This is a genomic window from Micromonospora sp. WMMD1274 (assembly GCF_049179035.1).
Lineage (GTDB): Bacteria > Actinomycetota > Actinomycetes > Mycobacteriales > Micromonosporaceae > Micromonospora > Micromonospora tulbaghiae.
This window is the reverse complement of record NZ_JBMHMG010000001.1, coordinates 6,507,983-6,527,917: the sequence shown is the minus strand read 5'-3', so window position 1 is coordinate 6,527,917 and position 19,935 is coordinate 6,507,983. Positions and strand designations below refer to the sequence as shown.

The following is a 19,935-nucleotide window of genomic DNA, read 5'->3' as shown; positions in this document are numbered from 1 at the left end:
GCACCGCATGGTGCGATGGCGGTCCGGCACGGTCACGGCGGTACGGCGACGGTGGGCCGGCGCTGCCGAACTCGACGTCGACCTGCCCGACGGCACGCGGATGCGCGCCCTGGCCTACCCGGCCCTGGTCGGCGAGCCGGAGCCCGGCGACCGGGTGCTGCTCAACGCCGGCGCGCTGCTGATGGGCCTCGGCACCGGCGGCTACGCGCTGGTCGTGGCGCTGCCCGACCGGCTGCCGCCGGACCCGCCGCAGGCCGGCGACAGCCGCGACGCCGGGCACCTGGTCAAGGCCCGGTACACGCCGCTGCAACCGATCCTGCTCGGCGTGGACGAGGAGGCGTCGCCGCACCACGACCGGCTGGCCGCCGCCGACACCGTGGACGGCATGCCGGTGGTCACCGCCGACCTGCACTCCGCGCTGCCCGCGATCCTGGCCGGCGTACGCGCCGACGCGCCCGACGCCCGCGTGGCGTACGTGCTGACCGACGGCGGGGCGCTGCCGGCCTGGTTCTCCCGCACGCTGGCCGGGCTGTCCGGGCACCTCGTGGGCACGGTGAGCGTGGGCCAGGCGTTCGGCGGCGACCTGGAGGCGAGCACGCTGCACAGCGGTCTGCTCGCCGCGCGGCACGTGCTCGACGCGGACCTGACGATCGTCGCCCAGGGGCCGGGCAACCTCGGCACCGGCACCCGCTGGGGCTTCTCCGGCGTCGCCGTCGGCGAGGCGGTGAACGCGGTCGCCACGCTGGGCGGGCGCCCGGTCGGGTCGCTGCGCATCTCCGACGCCGACGCCCGCCCCCGGCACCGTGGCGTCTCCCACCACAGCCTCACCGCGTACGGCCGGGTCGCGCTGGCCCCCGCGGAGCTGGTCGTGCCGGACGGCCTCGACACCGGCCTGGCCGCGGAGGTCGCCGCGGCGCTCGCGCCGCTGGCCGACCGCCACCGGATCGTCACCGTGCCCGCCGACGGCCTCGACGCGGCGCTGCGGGCCGCCCCGGTCGGCCTGTCCACGATGGGCCGGGGCCTGGACGCCGACCACGCGTACTTCCTGGCCGCGGCCGCCGCCGGCCGGCACGCGGCCCGCCTGCTGGGTTGACCGGCGCGGCACTCAGCCGAGGAACAGGATCAACGCCAGCCAGGCGCCCACGATCAGCACCAGCGCCGCGGCCAGCACCCAGGTCGGCACCGTGTAGTCGCCGCGCCTGTTGCGTTCGATCTCGGCCCGGATCTTCTCCCGCCGGCGGTCGATCCAGTTGAGCTTCTCGGTGCCGTCACGACCCGAGGACGTCTCGCGGCCGGACCCACCGGCGGATTCGGAAGTGTTCATCGCGACGCCAGCGTACCCGTGGACGGGCGGCCGGTGCCGGGCACCGGCCGCCCGCACGATCACATGCTGGCGATCAGCCGCTCCACCCGCTCGTCGTAGGCCCGGAACGGGTCCTTGCACAGCACCGTGCGCTGCGCCTGGTCGTTCAGCTTCAGGTGCACCCAGTCCACGGTGAAGTCACGCCGCTTCTCCTGGGCGTGGCGGATGAACTCGCCGCGCAGCCGCGCCCGGGTCGTCTGCGGCGGCGTCTCCTTCGCCTCGAAGATCTCCGGGTCGGTGGCCACCCGGTCCACCTCGCGGCGGCGCTCCAGCAGCCCGTACAGGCCGCGCCCGCGCCGCAGGTCGTGGTAGGCCAGGTCCATCTGCGCCACCCGCGGGTGCGACAGCGGCAGGTCGTGCTTGCGCTGGTAACGCTCGATCAGCTTCAGCTTCGTGACCCAGTCGATCTCGCGGGCCACCGGGTCCAGGTCGCCGGTCTCGACCGCGCGCAACACCCGGCCCCACAGGTCGACCACCCGCTTCGCGGTCTGGTCGCCGCCCCGGCGCTCCACGAACTCCGTCGCCTTGGCCAGGTATTCCTGCTGGATCTCCAGCGCCGAGACCTCCTTGCCGGAGGCCAGCCGCACCTTGCGCCGGCCGGTGATGTCGTGCGACACCTCGCGGATCGCCCGGATCGGGTTCTCCAGCGTCAGGTCGCGCATCACCACACCGGCCTCGATCATCCGCAGCACGATGTCGGCCGTGCCGACCTTCAGCAGCGTGGTGACCTCGTTCATGTTCGAGTCGCCGACGATCACGTGCAGCCGGCGGTAGCGCTCGGCGTCCGCGTGCGGCTCGTCCCGGGTGTTGATGATCGGCCGGCTGCGGGTGGTCGCCGACGAGACACCCTCCCAGATGTGCTCGGCCCGCTGGGACAGGCAGTAGACCGCACCGCGCGGCGTCTGCAGCACCTTGCCCGCGCCGCAGATCAACTGCCGGGTGACCAGGAACGGGATGAGCACGTCGGCGAGCCGGCCGAACTCGCCGTGCCGGGACACCAGGTAGTTCTCGTGGCAGCCGTACGAGTTGCCGGCCGAGTCGGTGTTGTTCTTGAACAGGTAGATCTCGCCCGCGATGCCCTCGTCGTGCAGCCGCTTCTCGGCGTCGACGAGCAGCCCCTCCAGGATCCGCTCACCGGCCCGGTCGTGTGCCACCAGGTCGGTCACCGAGTCGCACTCCGGAGTCGCGTACTCCGGGTGCGAGCCCACGTCCAGATAGAGGCGGGCGCCGTTGCGCAGGAACACGTTGCTCGACCGGCCCCACGACACCACCCGCCGGAACAGGTACCGCGCGACCTCGTCGGGGGACAGTCGGCGTTGCCCGCGATAGGTGCAGGTGACGCCGTACTCGGTTTCGAGGCCGAAGATTCGCCGCTCCATGATGAGACACTAGCCGCCCGGAGCCTCCGATGGGCAGCGCCGACGCTCGTCGCTTGCGATCTCCCCCGCGCACATCGGCGAGGTGGCGGCATCCGTACGCGAAAGACCCCGCCACCTCGGCGAGGCGGCGGGGTCCGTGAACGCGCGTCACTCGGCGGGCTTGTCCTCCGCGTTGCCCTCCAGATCGGCCGAACCCGCCGACGTGGTCGGCTTCTTCGCCTCCTCCGTCGGCACGGTCGGCGTCTTCGCCCGGCCCGGCGCGGGCGCGGTGTCGGCCTCGGCGTCGCCCTCCAGCAGCGCGGTCAGCGCCGCACCGGTGATCCGCCGGAACGTACGCCCCACCCGGCGCCGGTCCAGGACCGCCACCTCCAGCTGGTTGGCGGCGATGGTGCGCGCCGCCCCGCCCTCGCCGCCGACGCTGCTCAACGCCTTCATGGCGGCGCGGACCGCCTCCGACAGCGACATCTCCGGCCGGTGCTCGTTCTTCAGCACCCCGCTGATCGCCTCGGCCTGGCCGCCCATCGCCATCCGGCCCGGCTCGTCGTTCACCGAGCCGTCGTAGGTCACCCGGTAGAGGGAGTCGTCCTCGGGCGCGGCGCCCACCTCGGCCACGCAGATCTCCACCTCGAACGGCTTCGACTGCTCCGTGAAGATCGCGCCGAGCGTCTGCGCGTACGCGTTGGCCAGCGCCAGGCCGTTCACGTCCCGCCGGTCGTAGCTGAGGCCGTTGAGGTCGGCCATCCGCACGCCCGCGCGGCGCAGGTTCTCGAACTCGTTGTACCGGCCGACAGCGGCGAAGCCGATCCGGTCGTAGATCTCGCTGACCTTGTGCAGCGTGCTGGACAGGTTCTCGGCGACGAAGAGCACCCCGCCCGCGTAGCTCAGGACCACCGCGCTGCGGCCCCGGGCGATGCCCTTGCGGGCCAGCTCGGAGCGGTCGCGCATGATCTGCTCGGGCGAGGCGTAGAACTGCATGGCCACGGCGGCGGTTCTCCTTCTGCGGGACTGCTGACTCGGTGGACGGTGGGAGCGGCCTCAGCCGCCGGGGTTCTCCATCCGGCCGGACACCACGCTCTCCGCGATCGCCGCCGTCTCGGCGTCGGTGAGCCGGTGGGTGCCCTCGGCGGTGGCGGTCATCACGACCGGGTAGATCCGCCGGGTCAGGTCGGGGCCGCCGGTGGCGGTGTCGTCGTCCGCCGCGTCGTAGAGCGCCTCGACCGCGAGCCGCGTCGCGTCCTCGACCGACAGGCCGGTCCGGAACCGCTTCTTCAGCGCGGACTTGGCGAACAGCGAACCGGAGCCGATGGCGTCGTAGCCGGTCTCCTCGTACGGGCCGCCGGTCACGTCGAAGCTGAAGATCCGCCCGGCCCGCGCCGGGTCGCTCGCGGCCAGGTCGAAGCCGGCGAACAGCGGGATCACGGCGAGGCCCTGCATGGCCGCGCCCAGGTTGCCGCGGATCATCGAGGCCAGCCGGTTGGCCTTGCCGTCGAGCGAGAGCATCGCGCCCTCGATCTTCTCGTAGTGCTCCAGCTCCACCTGGAACAGTCGCATCAGCTCGATGCCGATGCCGGCGGTGCCCGCGATGCCGACGAGCGAGTACGCGTCGGCCGGGTGCACCTTCTCGATGTCGCGCTGGGCGATCAGGTTGCCCATCGTGGCGCGCCGGTCGCCGGCCATGACCACGCCACCGGCGGCCGAGATGGCCACGATCGTGGTCGCGTGCGGCGCCATGTCGGCGGCCATGCCGGGTGGCAGCGGCCGCCGGCCGGGCAGCATCTCGGGGGCCACCTTGCTCAGGAACGCTGTGAAGGAGGACGTCCCCGCGTTGGTGAACACATCTGGAAGACGCCCGGATGGATCAAAACCCGCTGCCACGTGGTTCCTCTCAGGTACGTGATCGCCCCGGCCGGCCCCACGGGAGTGTCCCGGGACCGGCCAAGACCACCGTTGCAGTTGAAGCAGATTATCCCGCGCACCCGTCCGGTGCGATCATCGTGGTGCCGGCGGTTGACGGCCTGCCCTTCGCCCTGATGGGCTAAACGGACATATGCCTCACTGGCCGCCCTTTTGTACATACCCCCGGACGAACTCCTCGGCGTTCTCCTCCAGGACGGAGTCGATCTCGTCGAGCAGGTCGTCCACGTCCTCGGTGATCTCGGCGTGCCGCTCAGCCACCTCGGGGTTGGCCTCCGCGGTGACCTCCTCGACCTCCTCGCGGGACTTGCCGGACTGGGTCTGCCCACCCTCTTGCGTCGCCATGGTGGTGCCTCCTCCACGATCGCCTGCGATCAACTTACCTCGCGGGAGCGACGAAAGGCCCGTCGCGTGCCCGTTTCCGGCACCCGGCGGGCCTTCCGGCATCGGGGTCACCCGGCGGTGAGCGTCTCCAGCAGATCCTTGGCGCTCTCGCAGCGGTCGAACAGCTCGCCGACGTGCGCGCGGGTGCCCCGCTCGGGCTCCATCATCGGCACCCGGACCAGCGACTCCCGGCCCACGTCGAAGATGACCGAGTCCCAGCTCGCGGCGACCACCTCGGAGGCGTACCGGTCCAGGCAACGGCCCCGGAAGTACGCGCGGGTGTCCTCCGGCGGCTCGGTCATCGCGGTGCGGGTCTGCTCGTCGGTGAGCAGCGTCTTCATCGAGCCGCGCTGCACCAGGCGGTGGTAGAGGCCCTTCTCCGGCCGCACGTCGGAGTACTGGAGGTCGACCAGTTGCAGCTTGTGCGAGCCCCAGGCCAGCTTCTCCCGCTCCCGGTAGCCCTCCAGCAGCCGCAGCTTGGCCACCCAGTCCAGCTCGTCGGCGCACTCGAACGCGTCCCGGCCGAGCCGGTCCAGCACGCTCTCCCAGCGGCGCAGCACGTCGGCGGTCTGCGCGTCCACGTCCTTGCCGTAGCGGTCGTCCACGAAGGAGCCGACCCGCTCCAGGTACGCCCACTGCACGTCCAGCGCGGTCAGCTTGCGGCCGTCGCGCATCCGCATCAGGTGCTTGAGCGACGGGTCGTGGCTGACCGCGCGCAGCTCGGCCACCGGGTCGGCGATGCCCAGGTCCGCGCCGAGCGCCTTCTCCTCGATCATGGCGAGGATCAACGAGGTGGTGCCGACCTTGAGGAACGTGGAGATCTCGGAGAGGTTGGCGTCGCCGATGATGACGTGCAGCCGGCGGTACTTGTCGGCGTCGGCGTGCGGCTCGTCGCGGGTGTTGATGATGGGCCGCTTGAGCGTCGTCTCCAGTCCCACCTCGACCTCGAAGAAGTCGGCCCGCTGGGAGATCTGGAAACCGCTCTGGCCGCCGTCCTGGCCGATACCGACCCGCCCGGCGCCGCAGACGATCTGCCGGGTGACGAAGAACGGCGTCAGGTACGCCACGATGTCGGCGAACGGCGTCTGCCGGCGCATCAGGTAGTTCTCGTGCGCGCCGTAGCTTGCGCCCTTGTTGTCGGTGTTGTTCTTGTACAGGTGGATCGGGTGGGTGCCCGGGATGGTCGCGGCCCGCCGGGCCGCCTCGGCCATCACCCGCTCCCCCGCCTTGTCCCACCGCACCACGTCCAGCGGGTTCGTCACCTCGGGCGTCGAGTACTCCGGGTGGGCGTGGTCGACGTAGAGGCGGGCGCCGTTGGTGAGTATGACGTTGGCGAGCCCGAGGTCCTCGTCAGCGAGCGCCTCGGCCGGGTCGTACGCGGCGCCGGAGTAGGTGAACCCGCGGGCGTCGCGCAGTGGCGACTCCTCCTCGTAGTCCCAGCGGGCCCGGCCGCCCCGGTTGAGTTCCGGCCGTGCCCCGTAGGCGTTGACCACCTGGGAGGAGGTGACCATCGGGTTGGCTCCGGCCTGACCGGGCACGGAGATGCCGTACTCGACCTCGGTGCCCATGATCCGTCTAACGCTCATCGACCTGCCCGCTCCGCTCGCCGTCCCGGTCCCCGTCACGTCGAGCGTAGTCGGCGTAACGCGCCGAGGGGGCGTGGCGGCAGCGCCGGTCCGGTGTGGCGGCCCACCCGGATACGCGCGAAGGCCCGTGGCGCGTACGCCACGGGCCTTCGTCGAGGGACCGGACTACAGGTACTGGCCGGTGTTGCTGGCGGTCTCGATGGACCGTCCGGCCTCGGCGCCCTTGCCGCCGGAGACGAGCGTGCGGATGTAGACGATCCGCTCGCCCTTCTTGCCGGAGATGCGGGCCCAGTCGTCGGGGTTGGTGGTGTTGGGCAGGTCCTCGTTCTCGCGGAACTCGTCGACGCAGGCATCGAGCAGGTGCTGGAGCCGCAGCCCCTTGCGCCCGGAGGTGAGGAACTCCTTGATGGCCATCTTCTTGCCCCGGTCCACGATGTTCTGGATCATCGCGCCGGAGTTGAAGTCCTTGAAGTAGAGGACTTCCTTGTCGCCGTTGGCGTAGGTGACCTCGAGGAAGCGGTTCTCCTCGGTCTCGGAGTACATCCGCAGGACCACCGCGTCGATCATCGCCGCGACGGTGGCCTGGGCGTCGCCGCCGTGCTCGGCCAGGTCGTCGGCGTGCAGCGGCAGGCCGGCGAGGATGTACTTGGAGAAGATGTCCTTCGCCGCCTCGGCGTCCGGCCGCTCGATCTTGATCTTCACGTCGAGCCGGCCGGGGCGCAGGATCGCCGGGTCGATCATGTCTTCCCGGTTGGAGGCGCCGATGACGATGACGTTCTCCAGGCCCTCGACGCCGTCGATCTCGCTGAGCAGCTGCGGGACGATGGTGTTCTCCACGTCGGAGGAGACGCCGGAGCCGCGGGTGCGGAACACAGAGTCCATCTCGTCGAAGAACACGATCACCGGGGTGCCCTCGCCGGCCTTCTCCCGCGCCCGCTGGAAGATCAGCCGGATGTGCCGCTCGGTCTCGCCGACGTACTTGTTGAGCAGCTCGGGGCCCTTGATGTTGAGGAAGAAGCTGGTGTGGCGATCCTTCCCCTCCCGCTCGGCGATCTTCTTGGCCAGCGAGTTGGCCACCGCCTTGGCGATCAGCGTCTTGCCGCAGCCGGGCGGGCCGTAGAGCAGGATGCCCTTCGGCGGCCGGAGCTGGTGCTCGCGGAACAGGTCGGAGTGCAGGAACGGCAGCTCCACCGCGTCGCGGATCTGCTCGATCTGTGCCTGGAGGCCACCGATGTCCTCGTAGTTGACGTCGGGCACCTCCTCCAGGACCAGTTCCTCGACCTCGCTCTTCGGGATCCGCTCGTACGCGTACGCCGAGCGGGGCTCGATCATGAGCGAGTCGCCGGCCCGGATCGCGCTGCCGATCAGGGTCTCGGCGAGGTGCACGATGCGCTCCTCGTCGGAGTGCGACACCACGAGCGCCCGGTCACCCGGAGCGCCCTCCGGGCCCGCCAGGATCTCCTTGAGCATCACCACCTCGCCGACCCGCTCGTAGCCGAACGCGTCGACGATGTTGAGCGCGTCGTTGAGCAGGACCTCCTGGCCACGGCGCAGCTCGTCGACCTCGAGCGAGGGCGAGACGGCCACCCGGAGCTTGCGCCCGCCGGTGAACACGTCCACCGTGCCGTCGTCGTGCTTGGCCAGGAAGACGCCGTAGCCACTCGGCGGCTGGGCGAGACGGTCGATCTCCTCCTTGAGCGTCACGATCTGCGCGCGAGCCTCCTTGAGGGTGCTCACGAGCCGTTCGTTGTTCTCGGTCAGCCGCGCCAACTGTGCCTGGGTGGCCGCCAGCCGCTCTTCGAGCTGCCGGACGTGTCGGGGGCTTTCGGTCAACTTGCGCCGCACCAGAGCGAGTTCCTCTTGCAGGAACGCGACCTGCGTGGAGAGATCGTGGGCTTCCTTTTCCCACCGTGCGGCGCGCGAGTCCGCGTCGTCGCTGCGTGCCACGTCCCACCTCCCCGGGGGGCTTGAACGTTCTGACCTAACACTAGCCGCTATGAGCCCGATTCGGTCCACAGCAACGCGCTCGTCACCGAAGCTTGATCGCGAAGGGCTGGTCGCGGGGCGGGTACGGGCGTTCGGGTACCGTCGGAGTGTGGGACGGGAGAACATGGGGGGTGCTTCGTGACCGACGTCGCGACCGACCAGTTGCAGGTCTGGGTGGATCAGGACCTCTGCACCGGTGACGGGCTCTGCGTGCAGTACGCGCCGGAGGTCTTCGAGTTCGACGTCGACGGCCTGGCGTACGTCAAGGGCCCGGACGGCGAGCTGCGGCAGGCCCCCGGCGCCCGGGTGGACGTGCCGGAGCACCTGCGCCTCGAGGTGATCGACTCGGCGAAGGAGTGCCCGGGCGAGTGCATCCACGTCGTGCGCGGCAGCGACGGCGTCGAGGTGGCCGGCCCGGAGGCCGAGGACTGAGCGGAGACGGACACGACGGGCCGGGGACACGTCCCCGGCCCGTCGTGCGTCCGCCTCAGAGCAGGGGCCGGCCGACGACCGAGGCGACCAGCCGGGCGAACTCCTCCAGCCGGGCGATCTGCCCCGCCCCGCCGTCGTCGAGGGTCTTGCCGAAGCGCAGTGCGTCGTGCCGGGGCGCGCCGACCGCCTCGTCGCTGGGCGGCGCCTCGTCCAGCGAGCTGAGCAGCAGGTACACGTCGATGCTGTCGACCCGTACGGTGCCGTTGTCGGCGCGCATGAGCCGCCGCCGGCAGCCGACCTCGGTGACGGTGGACAGCGGCACCACCCGCAGCGACGAGGTCATCGCGCCGGGCGGCCCCTCCCCCGGCGGCACGTCCTCGCCGTGCCAGAGCACCAGCCGGCTGCCGTCGCAGACGACGACCTCCTGCCACACCCCGTTCACCTCGTTGACGAAGCGCTCCAGCGTGAAGCCGAGCACGGACGCGCCGCGCAGCACGCCGTCGAGCGCCTCCAACGCGATGTCCGGGTCGCGCAGGTACGCCCGGGCGGCCGACTCCAGGTCGGTGTAGGGCGACCAGTCCGGGAAGACGGCGGGCAGGTCGCCGTTGCCGTAGCCGGGGTTGCTCACGCCGCCTCCCGCCGACCCGCGCCGCGGCGCCACCATCGGTTTCGGTCACCGGCACGGGCGCGCCGCCCGACGCGCGCCCCGATCCGCTCGCTCATGCCACCGTCTCCACCCGCTCAGGTGTCGTCCCCACCGGCACACATGATCCGCCCGTGCGCGCGCGTCCGCGCGGCGGGGGTCAGGACTGCTCCGGCTCCTCCGCCGCGCGGGCGGCCGCGGCGGCGCGCAGGGCGTCGCGGCGCTGCGCGTACGCCTCGGCGCCCTTGCTGGGCTTGCGCCGGCGCGGCGGCGCGGTGACCCCGGGGGCGAGCTTGCGGGCGGAGACCAGGAACGCGGTGTGGGCGATCATCCGGTGGTCCGGGCGCACCGCCAGCCCTTCGGCGTGCCAGTCGCGCACCAGCGACTCCCAGGCGCGCGGCTCGGTCCAGCCGCCGCGCTCGCGCAGCGCCTCGACAAGCTCGGACAGCTGCGGGGTGGTGGCCACGTAGCCGATCAGCACGCCGCCGGGCACGAGCGCCCGCTCGACCATGTCGAGCATCTCCCACGGGGTGAGCATGTCCAGGATGATCCGGTCGAAACCGGTCTCGGCGCAGTCGGCGACGTCGCCGACGTGCAGGTTCCAGGCCGGGTGCGGGCCGTTGAAGAACGCCTCGACGTTGCGGCGGGCGATCTGGGCGAAGTCGTCGCGTACCTCGAACGAGTGCAGCTCGCCCTCGGTGCCGACGGCCCGCAGCAGCGAGCAGGACAGCGCGCCGGACCCGGCGCCGGCCTCCAGCACCTTGGCGCCGGGGAAGATGTCGCCCATCGCGACGATCTGTGCCGAGTCCTTCGGGTAGATCACCTGGGCGCCGCGCGGCATGGACAGCACGTAGTCCGACAGCAGCGGCCGCAGCGCCAGGAACGCGGTGCCGCCGCCGGCGGTGGTGACCACGCTGCCGTCGGGCAGGCCGATCAGGGTGTCGTGCTTGAGGATCCCGCGGTGGGTGTGGAACTCCTTGCCCGGCTCCAGCGTCACGGTGTGCATCCGGCCCTTCGGGTCGGTCAGCTGGACCCGGTCGCCCGGCCGGAACGGCCCGCGATGGACCGGGGGCAACGCCGGGACGGTGGAGATCTCTGCGGTCACGTGTTCGTCTTCCGTTCGGGTTCCAGGAGCTGGGCGAGATCCGCGATGTGCAGCACGCCGACCACATCTTCGCCTGCCGTCACGACGTACTGCGCGCCCGGGTGGGTGCGCACGGTCTCCAGCACGCGCTCGCCGTCCGCCCCGAGCGGCAGGGCCGGCACGGCGGACAGGTCGCGGGCCACCTCGTCCACCGCGACCCACGGCCTCCGTTCCGGGGGTACGGCGGCGACGCGGGCCGGGTCGACCAGGGCGACGGTACGGCCGGCCGAGTCGACCACGCCGAGTGCCGCCTCGGGGGTGCCCGCCTCGTCGCGGCGGCGCTGGGCCTCGGCCAGCGGCGTGCCGGTGGGCACCGGCAGCACCGTGCGGGCAAGCCGGGCCAGGTCGACCAGGTGCAGCCGGCGGCCGATGCGCGCCAGCCGGATCGACTGGCCGGCGCCGCGCCACAGCGTCAGCGCGACGAGCAGCAGCAGCGGCAGGGCCAGGGGTGCCAGTGCCCGGCGCATGGTGAGCACCACGACCAGCACCAGCGTGCCCAGCGCGACGGCCCGGCCCACCCAGCCGGCCACCTCGGTGCCGCGGTGCCGGTCGCGGGTGATCGCCCACACGGCGGCGCGCAGCGCCCGTCCGCCGTCCAGTGGCAGGCCGGGCAGGCTGTTGAAGATCGCCACCACCACGTTGCTCACCGCGAGCTGGAAGGCGAGCTGGTGGCCGAGCGTGCCGGCGGGCAGGGCGAGGGTGGCGGCGACCGCGCCGGCGCCGAGCACCGCGGAGACAGCCGGGCCGGCCAGGGAGATCAGCAGCTCGACCCGGGGGCTGGGGGCGTCGCGGTCCATCTCGGTGTAGCCGCCGAGCAGTTCCAGGGTGATCCCCCGCACACCGATGCCGTACCGGCGGGCGGTCAGCGCGTGCCCCAGCTCGTGCAGCAGCACGGAGCCGAGCAGCGAGATCACGAAGCCGAGGCCGACCAGGTAGCCGCCGAGCGGGCCGAGGTCGAGCTGGCGGCGGGCCAGTGCCGCGTACAGCACGGTGACCACGACGGTGAGCAGCAGCATCGAGGCGTCGACGCGCAGCGGCACCCCGAGGACCCGGCCGAGGCTGAGCCCCGGCCGGCGGGGTCCTCGGCTCCGCTGCTGCACCGGCCCGATGCTACGTGAGCTGAGCTTCGGCGAGCCCCGCAGCCGTGGACGACTGAGGGCGCCACGGTTGCGGATCATGCTCCGGTGCGGCGACGCCGGTCCTGTCACACGCGTGCCCTAACCTTCCGGGCATGACGGCGGAACCGATGATCGACAGTCACGGCGACCGGACGGCGGCACCGGCGCCGGTCACCGTGCGGGCCTCGTTGTCGCCGTCGCGGGCGGCCGACTTCAAGACCTGCCCGCTGCTCTACCGGTTCCGTAGCATCGACCGGCTGCCCGAGCGGCCGACCGTCGAGCAGGCCCGGGGCACGCTCGTGCACGCGGTGCTGGAGCGACTGTTCGACCTGCCGGCCCCTGCGCGCACCCCGGAGTCGGCCGGTGACCTGGTCGCCCCGCAGTGGGACCGGCTGGTCACCGAGGAGCCGGAGCTGGCCACGCTGTTCGCCGACGGCGACGCCGTCGGGCCGCAGGAGTTCCTCCGGTCGGCGACGGCGCTGCTGGACGGCTACTTCGCGGTGGAGGATCCGCGCCGGCTGGAACCGGCCGAGCGCGAGGCGCTCATCTCCGCGGTGGTCGACGACGAGTTGCTCATCCGGGGCTACCTCGACCGGCTCGACGTGGCGCCGGACGGCGCGCTGCGGGTGGTCGACTACAAGACCGGCGGGGCGCCGCGGGAGGCGTTCGAGGCGCGGGCGCTGTTCCAGCTCAAGTTCTACGCCCTGGTGCTGTGGCGAACCCGGGGCGTGGTGCCGCGGGTGCTGCGGCTGCTCTACCTGAAGGACGCCGAGGTCTGCGACTACGCGCCGGACGCCGACGAACTGGTGCGCTTCGAGCGCACCGTGGTGGCGCTGTGGCGGGCGATCGAGCAGGCCACCGCCCGGCAGGACTTCCGCCCCCGGCCGAGCCGCCTGTGCGACTGGTGCAACCACCAGGCGCTGTGTCCGAGCTACGGCGGGACGCCGCCGCCGTTCCCGACGCCCGCCGCCGCACCCGACCCGCTGGTGGACGCCCGCTCCCGCCCGGTGGCGCCCGGCGCCGACGAGTGACCTCCGCTCCTGCCGGCGGGTGCCCGGGCTGACGCCTGGCCGGACGGCCCCTATCGGCGGGCGATCCCGCGCAGGCCAGCCAGCACGCAAGGGCGCCCGGGATCCCGCTGGGTAACCACCCCCACCTGACCGCCCGCTTCCCGTCCCGTGGGGCATGCGTGCCACTTCGGGGAGGTGGCGGGGTCGGGCGGTGCGTGATGCCGCAACCTCCCCGAGCAGGCGTGGATCACCATCGGTGGCGACCGGGCGCCCCGGCCACTTCACCGAAGTGGCGAGGTTGACGGGAGCGGGACGCGCCACCTCGGGCAGGTGGCGGGATCGAGCGGTGCGCGATGCCGCAACCTCCCCGAGCAGGCGTGGATCACCACCGGTGGCGACCGGGCACGCGCGGCACTTCGCCGAGGTGGCGGGATCGACGGAGATGGGATGCGGTCACCTCGGGGAGGTGGCGGAGTCGACGAGGGCGGGACACGCCACCTCGGGGAGGTGGCGGGGTCGACGAGGGCGGGACGCGCCACTTCGGGGAGGTGGCGGGGTCGACGAGGGCGGGACGCGCCAGTTCGGGGAGGTGGCGGGGTCGACGGGGGTGGGATGCAGCCACCTCGGCGAAGTGGGGTCGATCATGGGTGCGGGCGTGCCCCACCATCGGCGACGGGCTCGCCGAGCGGAGCGCGGCGCTCCCCGAACCGGGCGAGTCCGGCACCGGGTCATCGCGGGGCGAGCCGGGCGCCGGGTCACCGCGCGGACGAATGCGATGCCGGGCCACCGTGGGGCACCGGCGATCCCGCGCGAGCCCGGCACACAGACCGCCCACGATCCCGCGCGAGCCCGCACACCGCCCACGATCCCGCCCGAGCCCGTTACGCAGACCGTCCACGATCCCGCGCGGGCCGGGCGCGCGGAGCGCGGCCAACCTGCGGGACCGGGGCGGCCTGATCGGCGACCGCGCGGGCGGCGCCCTCTACGGTGGTTACCGCGGCCCGGTTCACGCCGGATGGATCGCGGGCGCGTGCCGGCGCCGACGGGTCCCGGCCGGACCGCCGCCCGGACGACGAGGGGGACGCATGACCGAGGGCGCCGTGTCCCGGCCGGTGCGGGTCCTGCTCGCCGACGACCAGCCGCTGCTGCGTACCGGATTCCGGATGGTGCTCGGCGCGGAGGACGACCTCGACGTGGTGGGTGAGGCCGGCGACGGCGCGGAGGCGGTGGAGCTGTCCCGGCGGCTGCTGCCCGACGTGGTGCTGATGGACATCCGGATGCCGCGCCTGGACGGGGTGGCCGCCACCCGGGCGATCGTGTCGGCCCGACTGCCGGTACGCGTGCTCGTGCTCACCACGTTCGCGCAGGACGAGCACGTCGTCGGGGCGTTGCGGGCCGGGGCGGGCGGTTTCCTGACCAAGGACGTGCCGGCCGAGGACCTCGTGGCCGCGATCCGCACGGTGGCCGCCGGGGGCGCGGTGATGTCCCCGCGCGTCCTGCGCCGGCTGCTGGACCGGTTCGCACAGGTGCTGCCGGACCCGGCCGTCGCACCGGCGCGGGCGCTGGAACCGCTGACCGACCGGGAGCGTGAGGTGCTCACCCACATGGCGCGCGGACTGTCCAACGCGGAGATCGCCCGGGTGCTGTCGGTCAGCGAGACCACCGTGAAAACCCATGTCGGGCACGTGCTCACGAAGCTACGGTTGCGCGACCGGGTGCAGGCGGTCGTGCTGGCGTACGAGACGGGCCTGGTCCGTCCCGGCGGCTGAGGTGGCGCGTGTCACCTACCGTGACCAGCAGCGGGGCTGATGTGTTGACCATCACGCCAGGTGAGGCCCTGACGTCGGCGTCGCCTGCCGGTCAGGGGTCACCCTGAGCCCGGATGGGGGTCGACCCTCACCGGAAGATCGGCACGGATTCCACCCCAGGTCGGAGGGTTTTCGGGCTCCCGGCCCCGAGGATGGATTCCGCCGCACCGACCAGCGGGGGCGGTGCGGCATGAGAACGACAGACGGAAGAGGTAGATGACGTGACCGCGACGGTAGGCCGACAGCAGGCCGCGGCCCGGGCGAACGACGTGTGGAAGGTGTACGGCAGCGGCGAGGCGCAGGTCGTGGCGCTGCGGGGGGTGAGCGCCGAGTTCGAACGCGGCCGGTTCACCGCGATCATGGGGCCGTCCGGCTCGGGCAAGTCCACGCTGATGCACTGCCTCGCCGGTCTGGACACGGTGACCAAGGGCACGGTCATGATCGGCGACACCACAGTGACCGGGCTCAACGACTCCGGCCTGACGAAGCTGCGCCGCGACAAGGTGGGCTTCATCTTCCAGCAGTTCAACCTGCTGCCCACGCTCACCGCGCAGGAGAACATCCTGCTGCCCCTGTCGATCGCCGGGCGCAAGCCCGACCCGGCCTGGTACGACACGGTGATCGACACGGTCGGCCTGCGGGAGCGGCTCGGGCACCGCCCGGCGCAGCTCTCCGGCGGCCAGCAGCAGCGCGTGGCGTGCGCTCGGGCGCTCGTCGCCCGCCCCGAGGTGATCTTCGCGGACGAGCCGACCGGCAACCTGGACTCCCGCTCCGGCGCCGAGGTGCTGAAGTTCCTGCGCAACTCGGTCCGCGAGCACGGCCAGACCATCGTGATGGTCACGCACGACCCGACCGCCGCCGCGTACGCCGACCGCGTGGTGTTCCTCGCCGACGGGCAGATCGTCTCGGAGCTGATCGAGCCGACCGCCGAGACGGTGCTGGACACGATGAAGAAGCTGGACGCCCCGGTCGAGGTGGGCAACTGATGCTGCGGGCAACGCTCAAGAGCCTGCTGGCGCGCAAGCTGCGCCTGCTGCTGTCCGGCCTGGCGGTGGTGCTCGGCGTCATGTTCGTCTCCGGCGCGTTCGTGCTCACCGACACGCTCGGGCGGTCCTTCGACGCGGTCTTCGCCGACGCGTACGCCGAGGTCGACGTCAGCGTCGAGGCGAAGCCGAAGATCGACGTCTCCACCGCGGAGGGCATGCCGCTGAGCACCCCGATGCCGGCGTCGGTGCTCGACCGGATCAAGGCGGTGCCCGGCGTCGCCGACGCCAAGGGCGTGGTGGCCGCCGACGGCGCCCGCATGATCGGCAGCAACGGCAAGGTGGTCACCTCGTTCGGCCCGCCGCAGCTGGGCCAGAACTGGCTCGGTGAGAGCGACCTGGTGGAGATCCGCGAGGGCCGCGCGCCGCAGGCCGACGACGAGATCGTGATCAACACCGCGCTGGCCGAGGCGGGCAAGGTCAAGGTCGGCGACCGGGTCGGCGTGCTGACCCTCGCCCCGAAGAAGGAGTTCACGCTCGTCGGAGTGTTCGGCTACAGCGGCGGCCGGGACTCGATCGGTGGCGCCAACGAGGTCTACTTCACCACTCCGGTGGCGCAGCAGCTGATGCTGGGCAAGCCGGACGTGTTCAGCAACGTCAGCGTCCAGGCCGCCGCCGGCACCACACCGGAGGCGCTGCGCGACGAGGTGGCCCGCACGCTCGGCGCCGACTACCAGGTCAAGACCGGCGACCAGCTGGCCGCCGACGCCTCGGCCGGCCTGAAGGAGGGCCTGTCGTTCTTCAACAAGATCCTCCTCGGGTTCGCCGCGGTGGCGCTGCTGGTCGGCACGTTCCTGATCCTCAACACGTTCTCGATCATCGTGGCGCAGCGCACCCGTGAGCTGGCCCTGATGCGGGCGATCGGGGCCAGCGGCAAGCAGGTCATCGGCTCGGTGGTGCTGGAGGCGCTGGCTGTCGGCCTGATCGCCTCGGTGCTGGGGCTCGCCGCCGGCATCGGTGTGGGCGCGCTGCTGGCGTACCTGTTCGGTCAGCTCGCCGGGGGTCTGACCCTGGCCGGGCTGGGCGTGCCGGCCTCGGCGGTGATCGGCGCGTTCGCGGTCGGCATGCTGATCACGGTGATCGCCGCGCTGCTGCCGGCGCTGCGCGCCTCGCGCATCCCGCCGATCGCCGCGATGCAGGACGTCGCCACGCCGGACCGGCCGCTCACCAAGGTCACCATCGGCGGTGCGGTGGTCACCGGCATCGGCGCGGTGCTGCTGTTCCTGGGTCTCGGCGGGCACGCCGGCGACAGCACCCTGGCGACCATCCTCGGCGGCGTGCTGTTCGCGTTCATCGGCGTGGCGCTGCTGACGCCGGTGATCAGCCGGCCGGTGGTCGCGCTGCTCGGCGCGATGTTCTCCTGGTCGGTGCCGGGCAAGCTTGGCCGGCTCAACTCGGGCCGCAACCCGCGCCGCACGGCGATCACCGCGGCCGCGCTGATGGTGGGCATCGCCCTGGTCACCGGCGTGACGGTGATCCTGGACTCGGCCAAGGGCAGCATCGGCAAGCTGGCGGAGGACAACATCAAGGCGGAGCTGGTGATCTCCGGGTCCACGACCGGCCCGCGCCCGGCGAGCTTCGACCCGGCGGTCCTGGAGAAGGCCGCCGCGATCCCGGGCGTGCGGATGGTCAGCGGCGAGTACGGCGACATGGCGGTGGTCGGCGGCGAGCGGACCTGGGTGGCCGCGTCGAGCAATGTGGCCGCGCTCCAGCAGATCTTCGGGGCGAAGGCCACCGCCGGTGACATCAGCAGACTGGCGCCGGACCAGATGCTGGTCAGCTCCGACACCGCGGAGGCACGCAACCTCGCCGTCGGTTCGACGGTGCCGGTGCAGCTGTCCCGCGGTGAGGCCCGCACCTACACGGTCAGCGGCATCTACGAGAGCTCGCAGCTGACCAACCCGGTGACGCTGCCGCCGCAGGCCACGGCGGACTTCGCCATCCCGCAGCCGATCCAGGGCTTCCTCCAGCTGGCCCCCGGCACGTCGGTGGGCGCCGTGCAGCCGCAGGTCGAGCGGCTGCTGGCGGACAGTCCCGAGGTGTCGGTGGCCGACCGGGCCGCGTTCATCGAGCAGCAGACCGGGCAGCTGGACTCCCTGCTCCAGATGATCCAGATCCTGCTGGCGCTGGCCATCGTCATCGCGGTGCTGGGCATCATCAACACGCTCGCGCTGTCGGTGCTGGAACGGACCCGGGAGCTGGGCCTGCTGCGGGCGATCGGCCTGCGCCGCGCCCAGACCATGCGCATGATCACGGTCGAGGCGGTGGTGATCTCCATCTTCGGCGCGCTGCTCGGCGTGGTGGTCGGCACCGGTCTCGGCGCGGCGGTGGTCGAGGCGCTCAAGGACGAGGGCATCACCGACCTGATCCTGCCCTGGGGTCAGATGGTGACGTTCCTGATCCTGGCCGCGGTCATCGGTGTGGTCGCCGCGGTGCTGCCGGCGATCCGCGCCGCGCGGATCAACGTCCTGGGCGCCATCGCCCACGACTGACACGGCGGGAAGGGGCCCCTCCCGACGGGAGGGGCCCCTTTTCACTACCGGTTGAGCAGCGCCGCGAGCAGCTCCAGGTCCGCCCCGGTCAGGCTCTCCACCTGGTGTACGCCGTCGGCGGGCGCCAGCGGCACCTCGGCCGGTACGGCCAGCACCGCCGCCCCGGCGGCGAGCGCGCTCGCCACGCCGGTCGGTGAGTCCTCGATCGCCACGCACCGTTCGACCGGCACGCCCAGCAGACGCGCGGCGGTCAGGTACGGCTCGGGGTGCGGCTTGGCCGCGTCCACCTCGTCACCGCACACCACCGCATCGAAGCTGTCCCGGCCCAGCGTGTCCAGCGCCACCTCGACCAGGGACCGGCCGCTGGAGGTGACCAGCGCGGTGGGGATGCCGGCGTCGCGTACCGCGCGCAGCAGCGCCAGCGCGCCCGGACGCCACTGCAGCCCGGTGCGGAACAGCTCCAGGATCCGGGCGCTGATCCAGTCGGCGCTGGCCTGCACGTCCCGCTCCGGCTGGCCCAGGTCGTCGTGCACGATCCGCATCGCGTCGGCCATGCCGGTGCCGACGATCTCGCGGCGGGCGTCGTCGGACAGGACACCGCCGTACACGGCGGCCAGTTCCTGCAACGCGACGTCCCACAGTTTCTCGCTGTCGACCAGGGTGCCGTCCATGTCGAAGAGCACGGCGGCGGGGTGTGGGCTGCTCAGCGGGGGCCTCCTCCGGTACGCGTACCCCGCCGATCCTGCCAGCCGCGCCCGGTGCGCCCGCCACCGTCCCCGATCGGGGTGACCCGCGGCATCACCGGAGGCCGCAGGCGCCGAGCGACTTCTCGTAGCCGCGGAAGAACGAGTCGCTGCGCTGCTCGGCGGTGCCGTGCGAGCCCTCGGCGAACCACGGCTGGTCGGGGTCGTCGCCGACCGCGAGCAGCCCCTCCCGGAACTCCTCCAGGTCACCGTCCTCCAGCTCCAGCGCCCCGGAACGCACGCTGTCCCCGAGGTACGCCCCGGCCATGCAGTCGGCCTGCAACTCCTGCTGGATGGTGAAGTTGTAGCGGATGCCCAGCCGCACCTGCATGCCGTGGGCGTACTCGTGGCCGAGCAGGTAGAACAGGAACGCGTCGCCGATCTGCCGGAACGCCGCCACCGACCAGTTCACGTCGTAGGCGATGAAGTCGCCGGCCGAGCAGTACACCGCGTTGTTGCGCGGCAGCCCCTGCCCGGCGCAGGCCACCTCGCCCTCGCGGCTGTAGGGCACCACCCGCCGGATCGGGGTGAACCGCTGACCGGAGGCGCGGAACTGCTCCGCCCAGTAGCGTTCGGCCAGCCGGACCGCGTCCTGGATGTCCTGCTTGAACTCGGCCACGCTGGTGGTGCCGTCCGCCCGGGTGGTCTGCGACTCGGGCTGCGCGCTGCGCCCGGGTGCGGGCTGCTGCGGCTCGCCCTGGTCGTAACCGCCGGCCATGCAGCCGGCCGCCACCAGCGCGGCCACCACCAGCCCGGCGATCGGCCCGCGCCCCTGACGTCCCGCCCTGTCCCCCACCGTGACCTCCCGGCTGTCGCACCCGTGTCCCGCAGCAGTACCCCCGGCAGGCTCCCGTGATACTCACCGGCTCTCACGTACCGCCGCCGGGAAA

General features: G+C 72.4%; 19 protein-coding genes. 6 read left to right on the top strand and 13 right to left on the bottom strand.

The window, feature by feature from the left end; genetic code table 11:
- The first annotated feature begins 7 nt into the window (after positions 1 to 7).
- Positions 8 to 1,093 (top strand): DUF3866 family protein, encoded by a 1,086-nt coding sequence (locus ACN27D_RS30850; protein ID WP_358176014.1) that lies wholly within the window; start codon positions 8 to 10, stop codon positions 1,091 to 1,093.
- A 12-nt stretch (positions 1,094 to 1,105) separates the two neighbouring features.
- On the opposite strand, the gene ACN27D_RS30845 is transcribed toward ACN27D_RS30850, so the two are convergent.
- The 8 genes from ACN27D_RS30845 to arc form a co-directional block, all read right to left on the bottom strand.
- Positions 1,106 to 1,324: a hypothetical protein gene (locus tag ACN27D_RS30845; RefSeq protein WP_121685620.1), complete on the bottom strand. Its 219-nt coding sequence runs from the start codon at positions 1,322 to 1,324 to the stop codon at positions 1,106 to 1,108.
- A 59-nt stretch (positions 1,325 to 1,383) separates the two neighbouring features.
- Positions 1,384 to 2,742: a Pup--protein ligase gene (gene pafA / locus ACN27D_RS30840; RefSeq protein WP_013286109.1), complete on the bottom strand. Its 1,359-nt coding sequence runs from the start codon at positions 2,740 to 2,742 to the stop codon at positions 1,384 to 1,386.
- A 147-nt stretch (positions 2,743 to 2,889) separates the two neighbouring features.
- Positions 2,890 to 3,723: a proteasome subunit alpha gene (gene prcA / locus ACN27D_RS30835; protein ID WP_120570077.1), complete on the bottom strand. Its 834-nt coding sequence runs from the start codon at positions 3,721 to 3,723 to the stop codon at positions 2,890 to 2,892.
- Between the two features lie 54 nt (positions 3,724 to 3,777).
- Positions 3,778 to 4,617, bottom strand: coding sequence for a proteasome subunit beta (gene prcB / locus ACN27D_RS30830; protein WP_199733259.1), 840 nt, complete (start codon positions 4,615 to 4,617; stop codon positions 3,778 to 3,780).
- Positions 4,536 to 4,817: an endonuclease domain-containing protein gene (locus ACN27D_RS30825; protein WP_421500669.1), complete on the bottom strand. Its 282-nt coding sequence runs from the start codon at positions 4,815 to 4,817 to the stop codon at positions 4,536 to 4,538. Before ACN27D_RS30825 ends, prcB begins: the two co-directional genes overlap by 82 nt.
- Entirely contained in the window at positions 4,795 to 5,001 is a 207-nt protein-coding gene (locus ACN27D_RS30820; RefSeq protein ID WP_013286106.1) for a ubiquitin-like protein Pup, read from the bottom strand. The genes ACN27D_RS30825 and ACN27D_RS30820 overlap by 23 nt, the downstream gene beginning before the upstream one ends.
- A gap of 107 nt (positions 5,002 to 5,108) precedes the next feature.
- Complete coding sequence (gene dop, locus ACN27D_RS30815; protein ID WP_121685617.1) at positions 5,109 to 6,626, bottom strand: depupylase/deamidase Dop; 1,518 nt, start codon at positions 6,624 to 6,626, stop codon at positions 5,109 to 5,111.
- Between the two features lie 165 nt (positions 6,627 to 6,791).
- Positions 6,792 to 8,573 (bottom strand): proteasome ATPase, encoded by a 1,782-nt coding sequence (arc, locus tag ACN27D_RS30810; RefSeq protein ID WP_091428079.1) that lies wholly within the window; start codon positions 8,571 to 8,573, stop codon positions 6,792 to 6,794.
- A gap of 177 nt (positions 8,574 to 8,750) precedes the next feature.
- Here arc and ACN27D_RS30805 point away from each other — a divergent pair, with 177 nt between their 5' ends.
- Complete coding sequence (locus ACN27D_RS30805) at positions 8,751 to 9,044, top strand: ferredoxin (protein WP_013286103.1); 294 nt, start codon at positions 8,751 to 8,753, stop codon at positions 9,042 to 9,044.
- Between the two features lie 55 nt (positions 9,045 to 9,099).
- On the opposite strand, the gene ACN27D_RS30800 is transcribed toward ACN27D_RS30805, so the two are convergent.
- From ACN27D_RS30800 to ACN27D_RS30790, 3 genes are all read right to left on the bottom strand, one after another.
- Positions 9,100 to 9,672, bottom strand: coding sequence for a hypothetical protein (locus ACN27D_RS30800; protein WP_120570080.1), 573 nt, complete (start codon positions 9,670 to 9,672; stop codon positions 9,100 to 9,102).
- Positions 9,673 to 9,847: 175 nt separating this feature from the next.
- Positions 9,848 to 10,792, bottom strand: coding sequence for a tRNA (adenine-N1)-methyltransferase (locus ACN27D_RS30795; protein WP_357895608.1), 945 nt, complete (start codon positions 10,790 to 10,792; stop codon positions 9,848 to 9,850).
- Complete coding sequence (locus ACN27D_RS30790; RefSeq protein WP_421501218.1) at positions 10,789 to 11,847, bottom strand: M50 family metallopeptidase; 1,059 nt, start codon at positions 11,845 to 11,847, stop codon at positions 10,789 to 10,791. Before ACN27D_RS30790 ends, ACN27D_RS30795 begins: the two co-directional genes overlap by 4 nt.
- Positions 11,848 to 12,062: 215 nt before the next feature.
- Between ACN27D_RS30790 and ACN27D_RS30785 the strand changes: the two genes are divergently transcribed.
- The 4 genes from ACN27D_RS30785 (at position 12,063) to ACN27D_RS30770 (ending at position 18,302) form a co-directional block, all read left to right on the top strand.
- Positions 12,063 to 12,980 carry a RecB family exonuclease gene (locus ACN27D_RS30785; protein WP_421500668.1) on the top strand — a complete coding sequence of 306 codons (918 nt, stop codon included), beginning with the start codon at positions 12,063 to 12,065 and terminating at the stop codon, positions 12,978 to 12,980.
- A 1,064-nt stretch (positions 12,981 to 14,044) separates the two neighbouring features.
- The gene (locus ACN27D_RS30780) at positions 14,045 to 14,728 is read left to right on the top strand and encodes a response regulator (RefSeq protein WP_120570083.1); all 684 of its coding nucleotides are present in this window, start codon (positions 14,045 to 14,047) and stop codon (positions 14,726 to 14,728) included.
- A 260-nt stretch (positions 14,729 to 14,988) separates the two neighbouring features.
- Positions 14,989 to 15,753: an ABC transporter ATP-binding protein gene (locus tag ACN27D_RS30775; protein ID WP_121685085.1), complete on the top strand. Its 765-nt coding sequence runs from the start codon at positions 14,989 to 14,991 to the stop codon at positions 15,751 to 15,753.
- Positions 15,753 to 18,302 carry an ABC transporter permease gene (locus ACN27D_RS30770; RefSeq protein ID WP_421500667.1) on the top strand — a complete coding sequence of 850 codons (2,550 nt, stop codon included), beginning with the start codon at positions 15,753 to 15,755 and terminating at the stop codon, positions 18,300 to 18,302. Before ACN27D_RS30775 ends, ACN27D_RS30770 begins: the two co-directional genes overlap by 1 nt.
- Before the next feature lie 44 nt (positions 18,303 to 18,346).
- On the opposite strand, the gene ACN27D_RS30765 is transcribed toward ACN27D_RS30770, so the two are convergent.
- Both ACN27D_RS30765 and ACN27D_RS30760 read right to left on the bottom strand, forming a co-directional pair.
- Positions 18,347 to 18,985: an HAD family hydrolase gene (locus ACN27D_RS30765; RefSeq protein ID WP_120570086.1), complete on the bottom strand. Its 639-nt coding sequence runs from the start codon at positions 18,983 to 18,985 to the stop codon at positions 18,347 to 18,349.
- Positions 18,986 to 19,100: 115 nt separating this feature from the next.
- The gene (locus ACN27D_RS30760) at positions 19,101 to 19,841 is read right to left on the bottom strand and encodes a neutral zinc metallopeptidase (protein ID WP_358194567.1); all 741 of its coding nucleotides are present in this window, start codon (positions 19,839 to 19,841) and stop codon (positions 19,101 to 19,103) included.
- Between the last annotated feature and the right edge of the window lie 94 nt (positions 19,842 to 19,935).